Source organism: Lactobacillus sp. WILCCON 0058 (genome assembly GCF_057198005.1).
Genome location: NZ_JBUBHM010000001.1, coordinates 628,889 through 639,512 on the forward strand (window position 1 = coordinate 628,889; position 10,624 = coordinate 639,512).

General features: G+C 53.2%; 10 protein-coding genes. All 10 read left to right on the plus strand.

What is annotated here, in order from left to right; translation table 11 throughout:
- The first annotated feature begins 40 nt into the window (after positions 1-40).
- The 10 genes from ACYVUU_RS03095 to trxB all read left to right on the plus strand — a co-directional run bounded on the left by ACYVUU_RS03095 (position 41) and on the right by trxB (position 10,515).
- On the plus strand, positions 41-1,318 hold the full coding sequence (locus ACYVUU_RS03095) for a DEAD/DEAH box helicase (protein ID WP_484499915.1): 1,278 nt from the start codon (positions 41-43) through the stop codon (positions 1,316-1,318).
- Complete coding sequence (locus ACYVUU_RS03100) at positions 1,315-2,001, plus strand: ComFC family protein (RefSeq protein ID WP_484499916.1); 687 nt, start codon at positions 1,315-1,317, stop codon at positions 1,999-2,001. Before ACYVUU_RS03095 ends, ACYVUU_RS03100 begins: the two co-directional genes overlap by 4 nt.
- A 79-nt stretch (positions 2,002-2,080) precedes the next feature.
- Entirely contained in the window at positions 2,081-2,638 is a 558-nt protein-coding gene (hpf, locus tag ACYVUU_RS03105) for a ribosome hibernation-promoting factor, HPF/YfiA family (RefSeq protein WP_439775305.1), read from the plus strand.
- A gap of 159 nt (positions 2,639-2,797) precedes the next feature.
- Positions 2,798-5,200, plus strand: coding sequence for a preprotein translocase subunit SecA (gene secA / locus ACYVUU_RS03110; protein ID WP_484499917.1), 2,403 nt, complete (start codon positions 2,798-2,800; stop codon positions 5,198-5,200).
- 89 nt (positions 5,201-5,289) lie between these two features.
- Positions 5,290-6,406 (plus strand): peptide chain release factor 2 gene (prfB, locus tag ACYVUU_RS03115; RefSeq protein WP_484499918.1). Its coding sequence is split into 2 segments (ribosomal slippage): positions 5,290-5,361 and positions 5,363-6,406, totalling 1,116 coding nucleotides; the frame shifts between segments, so codons are not numbered across the junction.
- A gap of 10 nt (positions 6,407-6,416) precedes the next feature.
- Positions 6,417-6,719 (plus strand): hypothetical protein, encoded by a 303-nt coding sequence (locus ACYVUU_RS03120; RefSeq protein ID WP_484499919.1) that lies wholly within the window; start codon positions 6,417-6,419, stop codon positions 6,717-6,719.
- The gene (gene hprK / locus ACYVUU_RS03125) at positions 6,694-7,653 is read left to right on the plus strand and encodes an HPr(Ser) kinase/phosphatase (protein ID WP_439775321.1); all 960 of its coding nucleotides are present in this window, start codon (positions 6,694-6,696) and stop codon (positions 7,651-7,653) included. Before ACYVUU_RS03120 ends, hprK begins: the two co-directional genes overlap by 26 nt.
- Positions 7,653-8,486, plus strand: a complete 834-nt coding sequence (gene lgt / locus ACYVUU_RS03130) for a prolipoprotein diacylglyceryl transferase (protein ID WP_484499920.1) — start codon at positions 7,653-7,655, stop codon at positions 8,484-8,486. Before hprK ends, lgt begins: the two co-directional genes overlap by 1 nt.
- Positions 8,487-8,491: 5 nt before the next feature.
- A complete protein-coding gene (locus ACYVUU_RS03135; protein WP_484499921.1) occupies positions 8,492-9,508 on the plus strand; it encodes an NAD(P)H-dependent glycerol-3-phosphate dehydrogenase in 1,017 nt (338 codons plus the stop codon).
- Positions 9,509-9,582: 74 nt separating this feature from the next.
- Complete coding sequence (gene trxB / locus ACYVUU_RS03140; RefSeq protein ID WP_439775311.1) at positions 9,583-10,515, plus strand: thioredoxin-disulfide reductase; 933 nt, start codon at positions 9,583-9,585, stop codon at positions 10,513-10,515.
- Positions 10,516-10,624 lie beyond the last annotated feature (109 nt).

The following is a 10,624-nucleotide window of genomic DNA, read 5'->3' on the forward strand; positions in this document are numbered from 1 at the left end:
TCATCCCTTTTTGGTGTATTAGTTAGTGGAGGCGAAAAAAGTGACAGAAGAAAAAGAATCTCTGGCCGGCCGCCAATGGCTGGTTGACAAAGTGGATAATAGCATAAAAGAGGGGCAGACGGCAATTCCTGCCATAGAAAATGGCATCTGCCAGCGCTGCGGCAGCTCCTGCTGGGCGCGTCTGCCGTCGGGATTTTTGTATTGCCGCGCTTGCGTGGGCCTGGGCCGGCTGGATGAGGGCAAGCTTTTGGTCCGGCAAGCCGCTAGCGGCTCTTATCCGGCTAAAGCGGGGATGACCTGGACTGGGCAGCTGCAAGAGCGCCAGGAGGGCGTGAGCCGCTTTTTGCTGGAAAAATTCGCGGCTAAAGAGGACTGCCTGGTCGAGGCCGTGACTGGGGCGGGGAAAACGGAGATGATTTTTCCCTTATTGGCTGAGGCTTTCAGCCGCGGCTGCCGGGTGGCTATCGCCACGCCCAGAATCGACGTGGTCAATGAGCTTTATCCCCGCCTGGTGGCCGCCTTTGGGGAAGTGGAGATCGGCAAGTATCATGGCCGGGAGGAAAAGCAGCCTGCCAATGAGCAGCTGGTCATCTGCACGACTCACCAATTGCTTAAGTACTACCAGGCCTTTGATCTTTTGATCATCGACGAGATCGACTCCTTCCCTTATGCCGGCAATCCTCAGCTGCATTTTGCTGCGGGAAATGCCGTTAAGAAAACGGGCAGCCGGGTCTTTTTGACGGCGACGCCGCCAGAGGACCTGCTGAAAAAAGTCAAGCAGGGGAAACTAGCCATTGTCAGGCTCAACCGCCGCTTTCACGGCTACCCCTTGCCCGTACCCCGGCTTGACTTCTACATCAAGCCCTTTTTGGCCAAAGGCCGCCTGCATCCCAAGCTGGCCCGGCGGATCAAAATGGCCGCGGAAAGCGGCCACCCCCTTTTAGTCTTTTTGCCCAGAATTTCCCAGATGCCCCAGTATTTTTCCGCCGTCAAAAAGCTCCTGCCAAATAAACGCCTGGCAACAGTCTACGCCCAGGACTCGGACCGGCTGGAGAAGGTGGAGAAATTCAGAAAAGGAGACCTGGACCTGCTCTTGACGACCACAATCTTGGAGCGGGGGGTGACCTTCAAGCATGTCTGGGTGATCATCGTGGCGGCTGACGATGAGATTTATTCCGCCGCCAGCCTGGTCCAAATCGCCGGCCGGGTGGGCAGAGACAAGCAGGACCCGGACGGCCTGGTCTTGTTTTGCTACCGGCGCTACAGCCGGCAGATCAGAAGCGCGGTCAAGCAGATCAAGGAGATGAACCGGGGATGAGCCTTTGCCTTTTTTGCGACCAGGCTTTTACCGAAGACCTGGATATCAGGCGCCTGCTTTTGCCGGGCAAAATTAAGACTTCCTGCCTGTGTCCATCCTGCCGCAAGCAGTTTGACCAAATCGGCCCCGTCTTTTGCCCCCAGTGCGGCCGCCAGCAGACTAATGGGGAAATCTGTCAGGACTGCCAGAAGTGGCGGCGGATCTACCAAGGAGATTTTTTGCAAAACCAGGCCATCTACTGCTACAACCAGGCCTTTCACGACTTGATGGTCCGCTACAAGCGCTACGGGGACTACCTGCTCTGCCAAGTCTTGCAGGAATTAGCCGCCCCGGCTGCCCAGAAATTAGCAGCTGACTACTACGTGCCTGTCCCAACTTCACCTGAGCACCGGAAGAAGCGGGGCTACGATACAGTCTGGGAAATTTTTAATCCTCTTTTGCCTCTAACTCCGCTTTTAGCCAAGAAGGCAGGTGCTGGGGCCCAGGGAGAAAAGGACAAAAAAGCCCGGATGCAGGCCAAGCAAAATTTCTTTCTAAATCCGGAATTTAGGGGTAAAATAACAGGCAAGATCATCCTTTTGGATGACATTTACACCACAGGCCGAACGCTTTACCACGCGCGCGACGCAATTGAAACGGCTTTTCCTGAATGCCAGGTCGAAAGTTTTTCAATTAGTCGCTAAATATTTTCACAAAGCGCTTTCAAGTTTGGTATAATATGGGTGTAAAGAAACCGCGCAAGCGGGAAAGGAGATAATTATTATGTTAAAGTACAATGTTCGTGGCGAAAATATTGAAGTCACTGAAGCTTTGAGAGACTATGTTGAAAAGCGCTTGACCAAGTTGGAAAAGTACTTTGATCTGAGCCAGGACGTAATCGCTCATGTAAATCTGAAGGTATACCGTGACCACTCAGCTAAGGTTGAAGTAACTATCCCGCTTCCATACCTGGTTTTGAGAGCTGAAGAAACTACGGATGACATGTACCGCAGCATTGACTTTGTTTCCGAAAAGCTTGAACGCCAAATCAGAAAGTACAAGACCCGCGTCAACCGCAAGAGCCGGGAAAAGGGCGTAGAAGAATTCTTTGTTCCTGAAGAAGCTCCGGTTGAAGAAGAGAAGGAAGAAAAGGCTCCAATGTTCAAGATCGTCCGCAACAAGCGGGTTAACTTGAAGCCAATGGACCCAGAAGAAGCCATCTTGCAAATGGACATGCTGGAACACGACTTCTTCGTCTTCCAAGACGCTGAAACCAACGGCACCAGCGTAGTTTACCGCCGCAACGACGGCAGCTACGGCTTGATTGAAACTAACGAATAGTTTTGCCGGATATCTAACTGAATACTAAGGCAGCAAGCCAGGCAGGGCACGATAATTATTGTGCCCTGCTTATTTTTGTAGATTATTTTAATTTTTGGCAGTTACATGTTAAAATTATTCTGTGATTTTAGACTAAATATCAGAATTAAGGACGATTAGATGGCAAACATTTTAAAGAAGTTATACAACGCTGACAAAAGAGAACTTAAGCGTTTTGAAAAAATTGCTGACCAAGTAGAGTCATACGCTGACCAAATGGCCGCTCTTTCTGACGAAGAATTACAGGCCAAGACGCCGGAATTCCGCAGCCGCATCGAAAAGGGCGAAAGCTTAGACGACCTGCTGCCGGAAGCCTTCGCCGTATCCCGGGAAGCTTCCAAGCGGGTCTTGGGCCTGTACCCGTTCCGCGTGCAGATCCTGGGTGGGATTGCCCTGCACCGGGGCAACATTGCCGAAATGATGACCGGTGAAGGTAAGACCTTGACGGCCACCATGCCGGTTTACCTCAACGCTTTGTCCGGCAAGGGCGTGCACGTTGTTACTGTCAACGAATACCTGTCCAGCCGTGACGAAACTGAAATGGGCCAGCTCTACCGCTGGCTGGGTCTGACAGTTGGCTTGAACGTCAGCACCATGTCTCCGGAAGAAAAGCGGGAAGCTTACGCCTGCGACGTAACCTACTCAACCAACTCCGAACTGGGCTTTGACTACCTCCGGGACAATATGGTTGTCTACAAGGAACAAATGGTTCAGCGGCCGCTTAACTACGCCATCATCGACGAAGTTGACTCCATCTTGATCGACGAAGCACGGACGCCTTTGATCATTTCCGGTGAAGCTGAACAAGCCAACGCCGACTATGTCCGGGCTGACCGCTTTGTCAAGAAGCTGGTTGAAGACAAGAGCGACAATGACGCTGATGACGATGAAGATCACGGCGACTACAAGATCGACTGGCCAACCAAGACCATTTCCTTGACCAGAACCGGGATCCAGAAGGCCTGTGACCACTTTGGCCTCAAGAACCTTTACGACGTTGAAAACCAGAAGCTGGTCCACCACATCGACCAAGCCCTGCGGGCCAACTACATCATGCTCAAGGACATCGACTACGTGGTTCAAGACGGTGAAGTCTTGATCGTCGACTCCTTTACCGGCCGTGTTATGGAAGGCCGGCGCTACTCAGACGGCCTGCACCAGGCCATCGAAGCCAAGGAAGGGGTCAAGATCCAGGAAGAATCTCAGACCCAGGCCACGATTACTTACCAGAACTACTTCAGAATGTACAAGAAGCTGGCCGGGATGACCGGTACGGCCAAGACTGAAGAAGAAGAATTCCGTGAAATCTACAACATGGAAGTCATCACTATCCCGACCAACCGGCCAGTCATCAGACAGGACATGCCAGACCTGCTCTACCCGACCCTGGACTCCAAGTTCAAGGCCGTGGTTGACGAAATCAAGCAGCGGCACGCCAAGGGCCAGCCAATCCTGGTCGGCACGGTGGCCATTGAATCTTCTGAACGCTTGAGCCACATGCTGGACAAGGAACACATCCCGCACGCTGTCTTGAACGCCAAGAACCACGCCAAAGAAGCAGCCATCATCATGAATGCCGGCCAAAGAGGGGCAGTCACGATTGCCACCAACATGGCCGGGCGTGGGACTGACATCAAGCTGGGGCCTGGCGTCAAGGAACTGGGCGGTTTAGCCGTAATCGGGACTGAAAGACACGAATCCCGCCGTATCGACAACCAGCTGCGGGGCCGGTCCGGCCGGCAGGGTGACCCGGGCTACACCCGCTTCTACCTGTCCCTGGAAGACGACTTGATGAAGCGCTTTGGGGGCGACCGGGTCAAGGACTTCCTTGACCGCCTGTCCGACAATGACGACGACAAGGTTATCGAAAGCCGTTTGATCACCCGCCAGGTTGAATCTGCCCAGAAGCGGGTTGAAGGGAACAACTACGACACCCGTAAGCAGACCCTGCAATACGACGACGTTATGCGGATCCAGCGTGAAATTATCTACAAGGAACGGATGCAGGTCATCGATGAGCAGAAGTCTTTGAAGAGCGTCTTGCTGCCAATGATCCACCGGACCATCGACCACCAAGTGGACATGTTCACCCAAGGCGACCGGTCAACTTGGCGCCTGGACTCTTTGCGTGACTTCATCGTGTCCAGCCTGGCCAGTGAAGAATACGTTGATTCAGAAATCGACTTTAAGACCTTCACGCCAGATGCTCTTAAGAAGCAGCTTTACCAACTGGTTGAAGACAACTACCAGGAAAAAGAAGCTGCCCTGGCTGACCCGGAACAAATGCTGGAATTTGAAAAGGTGGTTATCCTGCGCGTGGTTGACGAACACTGGACCAACCATATCGACGCCATGGACCAATTGCGGCAGTCAATCGGCCTGCGGGGCTATGGCCAGCTTAACCCACTGGTTGAATACCAGGACTCCGGATACAACATGTTTGAAGAAATGATCAGCGACATCGAGTTTGACGTGACTCGCCTCTTCATGAAGGCTCAGATCAGAAACAACTTGAGTCGTTAACAAATTATAAAAGAGGGGGCGGGAGCCTCCTCTTTTTGGTTATAATCTAAGTAAGTCAAAACAAGAATTTTTAGCAAAGGAAAAAGACAATGGAAATCAGTGAAATTCAAAATGCTTTAGACGAGTTGCGGACCCGGCTTAACCACTTCAGGGGGTCTCTTTGACTTCGATAATATCAGCGAAAGCATTGAAATCAACGAAGCTAAAATGGCGGAACCGGGCTTTTGGGACAATCAGGAAAAGGCCCAGAAATTGATCAGTGAGACCAACCTGCTTAAGGAAAAGCGGGACTCCTTCCTGGCCTTGGAAAAAGACCTGACCGACGAAGAAATCGCCCTGGAATTGCTGCGCCTGGAAGCAGATGAAGACTTGCAAAAGGACACCGAAGACCAGCTGGCCAAGCTGCAGGAAGAGTTCCACCAGTATGAACTGAACCTGCTCTTGTCGGGCGAGTATGATGACCACAATGCCTTGATGGAAATCCACCCAGGCGCCGGCGGTACTGAAGCCATGGACTGGGGCAACATGCTGCTCCGGATGTACCAGCGCTATTGTGACTCCCGAGGTCTGAAATTTGAAGTCAACAACTTTGAGCCAGGCGATGAAGCCGGCTTAAAGAGCGTCAGCGTCCGGATTTCCGGCAAGAATGCCTATGGGCTGCTCAAGTCTGAACACGGAGTTCACCGCCTGGTCCGGATTTCGCCTTTTGATTCAGCCAAAAGACGGCACACTTCTTTTGCCTCGGTTGAAGTTATCCCTGAAGTCGATGACTCCATTGAAATCGACATTGACCCGAAGGACCTCAGAATCGACGTCTACCGGTCATCCGGGGCGGGCGGCCAGCACATTAACAAGACTTCCAGTGCCGTCCGGATCACCCACATTCCAACCGGGATCGTGACGACTTCCCAGGCCCAGCGCTCCCAGTTCCAGAACCGGGATACGGCCATGAATGAAATGCGGGCCAAGCTTTTCCACCTGGAAGAAGAAAAGAAGCGCAAGGAAAAGGCGGCCTTGAAGGGCGAGCAGCTGGATATTGCCTGGGGTTCCCAGATCCGGTCTTACGTCTTCCACCCTTACAGCATGGTTAAAGACCACCGGACCGGCTATGAAACTGCTGATGTGAGCGGAGTCATGGACGGGAAGCTGGATCCCTTCATCTATGCATACCTTCAGTGGCGTTTGAGCCAGGAGAACCCAGAATAAGAGGAAAAACATGTCATTTATCACTATTGTACTGCTGGTTTTGGCGGCTGTAGTTGCCCTGGCCCTGCTCTCGGTTTTCTTCAAGGCCTTGATCGCCTTGCTGCCGGTGGGCCTGGTCGTAATTTTGCTTTTATGGCTCTACTACCGCTTTTACTGGCGGAAAAAATACCAGCTGCCCAGCCGGCCGGAATCCAGTTGGTTCAAGCCAGGCCCAGCAGATCCGGAGCGGCCGCGGAAACAGGCGCAAGATGTGACAGTGCGAGATGTTGATGAGAGTGAGGCACATGATGACGAACAAGGTAAAACTAACTGAACTCATTAATGACAATTCCAACCTGCGGGTTCTGCAGGGACAAGAATATGTGGCCGGCAAGAAGATTACGGTTTCCGACGTTTACCGGCCGGGACTGGAATTAAGCGGCTACTTTGATTTTTACCCGGCTGACCGGGTCCAGCTTTTGGGCAGAACAGAAATTTCATACGCTGCCCGCCTGGATCACGATTTGCGCCGGCGGGTTTTTGAAAAAATCTGCCAGAAAGAAACTCCTTGCCTGCTGGTTTCCCGCAATCTGCCGGTGCCAGCTGAACTGAAGGAGGCGGCGGAAGCAGCCGGGACTCCGATTTTGATTTCCAACGACACCACGACCTACTTGATGAGCATGATTACCCAGTACCTGGCCGTGAAGCTGGCCGAAAGAAGCAGCGTCCACGGGGTCTTGGTCGAAGTCTTTGGGATGGGGGTTCTCTTAACCGGGGAATCCGGGGTCGGCAAGTCCGAAACTGCCCTGGCCCTGGTTCAGCACGGTCACCGTTTGATCGCTGACGACCGGGTGGACGTCTACCAGAGGGACCACGAGACCGTGGTCGGGGAAGCCCCACGCATTTTGAAGCACTTGATGGAAATCCGGGGGATCGGGATTATTGATGTCCTTAAGCTCTTTGGGATTGGGGCCATCAAGGACGAAACAGAGATTTCCCTGGTCATTAACCTGACCAACTGGGACTCCAAGGCCAATTACGACCGCCTGGGCTTCCAGGAAAACACCCGGATCATCTGCGGCATCGCGGTGCCGCAGGTCACCATCCCGGTTAAGGTCGGCCGGAACATGGAAAATATCGTGGAAGTGGCCGTCATGAACTTTAGAGCTAAGGCCATGGGCTTTGACGCGGCCAAGACTTTTGACGAAAACTTGACTAGCTTGATCGCGGAAAATACCGAAGAAGAACAGCGGGGTGAAGACGACTAGTGACTTTAGCACTGAATCCAATTGCCTTCAGTATCGGCAACATTCATGTCCGCTGGTACGGAATCATCATCGCCTGCGGAATCCTGCTGGCCACCTTCATGTCCATCAGAGAAGGGCAAAGACGGCAGATTATGAGCGACGACTTCATCGACCTGCTCTTGTGGGGCGTGCCGATCGGCTTTATCGGGGCCCGGATCTATTACGTCATTTTTGAATGGGGCTACTTCTCCCAGCACCCGGATGAGATTATCGCCATCTGGAACGGGGGGATCGCCATTTACGGGGGCTTGATCGCCGGGGCAATCGTCCTCTTGGTCTTCTGCTACCGGCGCTTCTTGCCGCCATTTCTGGTCCTGGACATCGTGGCACCTGGCGTGATGGCGGCCCAGGTCCTGGGCCGGTGGGGCAACTTCATGAACCAGGAAGCCCACGGGGCCAAGTGCAGCCTGCAGTATCTGCAAAACCTTCACTTGCCCCAGTTCATCATCGACCAGATGTATATTAATGGCAGCTACTACAAGCCGACCTTCTTGTATGAATCCTTCTTCAACCTGATCGGCTTGATCATCATCCTTTCCTTGCGCCACAAGAAGCATCTTTTTAAGCAAGGGGAAGTCTTCATATTCTACCTGGCCTGGTATTCCGTGGTCCGCTTTTTCGTGGAAGGGATGCGGACGGACAGCCTTTATATCTTCGGCGTCATCCGGGTTTCCCAGGCCCTCAGCCTCGTGCTTTTAATAGCTGTGGCTATTTTATTTGTCTACCGGCGTGTCAAAGTCAAGCCAAAGTGGTATCTTGAAGGAAGCGGTTTAAAATATCCATACGAGAGGTAGAAAAAATGACAAAAATTTCCGTTTTAGGTGCCGGTTCCTGGGGGTCAGTCCTGGCCTCCATGCTGACTGACAACGGCCACGAGGTGGCCCTTTACGCCCACCGGCAAGTTATTGCTGATGAGATCAACCAAGACCACACCAACCTGCACTATATGAAGGACTGGACCTTGAACCCGAGCGTCTGGGCCAGCACCGACATGGGCCAGGTTCTGAAAGACTGTGACATTATCCTCTTTGCCGTACCGACCAGCGCAATCCGGTCAGTGGCTAAAGCAGTCCGGCAGGTTTTGGACGAAAGTGGCCGCCAGCCTTACCTGGTTTCGGCCACCAAGGGGATTGAGCCGGGGACTAAAAAGCTGGTTTTGCAGATTTTTAAAGACGAAATCTACCCGGACGGCTTTGACAAGATGATCGTCCTGTCCGGCCCCAGTCACGCGGAAAACACCGCCCAAAAGGACCTGACGGCCATCACCTTAGCTTCAACCAGTCTGGACAACGCGGCCAAGATGCAGCAGATTTTTTCAAATGACTACGTCCGCTTCTACACCAGCAACGACCCAATCGGGGTCCAGGTCGGCGGAGCCGTTAAAAATGTCATCGCTATCGCGGCCGGGATCCTGGCGGGCCTGGGTTACGGGGACAATGCCAAGGCGGCCTTGATGACCCGGGGGCTGGCGGAAATTACCCGCCTGGGCGTGGCCTTTGGCGGCCAACCTTGGACCTTCAGCGGCCTGTCCGGGATCGGCGACTTGATCGTCACTTGTACATCCGTTAACTCCCGGAACTGGCGCTGCGGCTACCAGCTGGGCCAGGGCAAGCCATTGGATGAAGTTTTGGCCAACATGGGCCAGGTCGTTGAAGGGGCCACAACCGTCAAGGCCGTCCACGAAATTTGTGACAAGTATTCTTTGGACATGCCGATTTCAGCTTCCATCTACAAGGTCCTCTATGAGGGAGCCCAGATCGACGATGAGATCAAGCTGATGATGAGCCGGCAGATGGGACCGGAAATCAGAATCTAAGCAGGGGGGCTTGCAATCTTTTGAAAATCCTGTATTATATTACTTGTAAAAAGTAAGTAACAAGGAGGCTGTTTATGACCAAAGAAGTTGACGTAGTAATCATTGGTGCCGGTCCAGCCGGCATGACGGCGGCGGTTTACGCGGCCCGGGCCAACCTGAAGACGGTGCTCTTAGACCGGGGGATTTACGGGGGGCAGATGAACAATACTGCCGACATCGACAATTACCCGGGCTTTGTGGAAGTCCAGGGGCCGGAATTGGGCGAAAAGATGTACCAGACCGTGCAAAACGCCGGGGCCAGCTATGAATATGGCGACGTCCAGGCCGTCAAGCTGGAAGGCGACTACAAGCGGGTGATTACTGACAGCGAGGAATACTTGGCTCCAGCCGTGATCATCGCGACTGGCTCAGAGCACAAGCACTTGAACGTGCCGGGGGAGGAAACTTATTCCGGCCATGGTGTTTCTTACTGCGCCGTCTGCGATGCAGCCTTCTTCAGAGATGAAGACGTGACTGTGATCGGCGGGGGCGACTCAGCCATCCAGGAAGGGCTCTACCTGGCCCAGTCTGCCAAGTCAGTCACGGTCGTTCACAGAAGAGACCAGCTGCGGGCCAAGCCTGAACTGCAGGAGAAGGCCTTCAAGCACCCGAAGATCAAGTTCGTCTGGAACGCCTTGACCGAAGAAATCGTCGGTGAAGACGGCAAGGTCAGCGGGATCCGCTACAAGGACAAGGTCAGCGGGGAAGAGAAGGAATTTGCCACCAAGGGCGTCTTCATTTACGTGGGCGTTTTGCCAGTGACCAAGGCCCTGGAAGACCTGGACATCTTGGACGAAAACGGCTGGATTCCAACTGATGAATTGATGCGGACCCGGCAGGAAGGGATTTTCGCGGCCGGCGACGTGCGGCCAAAGGACCTGCGCCAGGTCACGACCGCCGTTGGCGAAGGCAGCGTGGCCGGGCAGGAAGCTTACAACTACCTGCAAGCCAAGGGATTTTTGAAATAGATATTCAAAGCAGCGGACAAAAAGTCTGCTGCTTTTTTCTTTGAGCAAAATATTGTTAGAATCTATGTTCGGGTAGTAAAATAGAGTACGACTGATTATTGCAAGTTTA

Excerpts from the sequence above, each read along its gene's own strand:
- ACYVUU_RS03100 (WP_484499916.1), top strand. The coding sequence starts at position 1,315 with ATGAGCCTTTGCCTTTTTTGCGACCAGGCTTTTACCGAAGACCTGGAT.
- hpf (WP_439775305.1), top strand. The coding sequence starts at position 2,081 with ATGTTAAAGTACAATGTTCGTGGCGAAAATATTGAAGTCACTGAAGCT.
- secA (WP_484499917.1), top strand. The coding sequence starts at position 2,798 with ATGGCAAACATTTTAAAGAAGTTATACAACGCTGACAAAAGAGAACTT.
- ACYVUU_RS03120 (WP_484499919.1), top strand. The coding sequence starts at position 6,417 with ATGTCATTTATCACTATTGTACTGCTGGTTTTGGCGGCTGTAGTTGCC.
- hprK (WP_439775321.1), top strand. The coding sequence starts at position 6,694 with ATGACGAACAAGGTAAAACTAACTGAACTCATTAATGACAATTCCAAC.
- ACYVUU_RS03135 (WP_484499921.1), top strand. The coding sequence starts at position 8,492 with ATGACAAAAATTTCCGTTTTAGGTGCCGGTTCCTGGGGGTCAGTCCTG.
- trxB (WP_439775311.1), top strand. The coding sequence starts at position 9,583 with ATGACCAAAGAAGTTGACGTAGTAATCATTGGTGCCGGTCCAGCCGGC.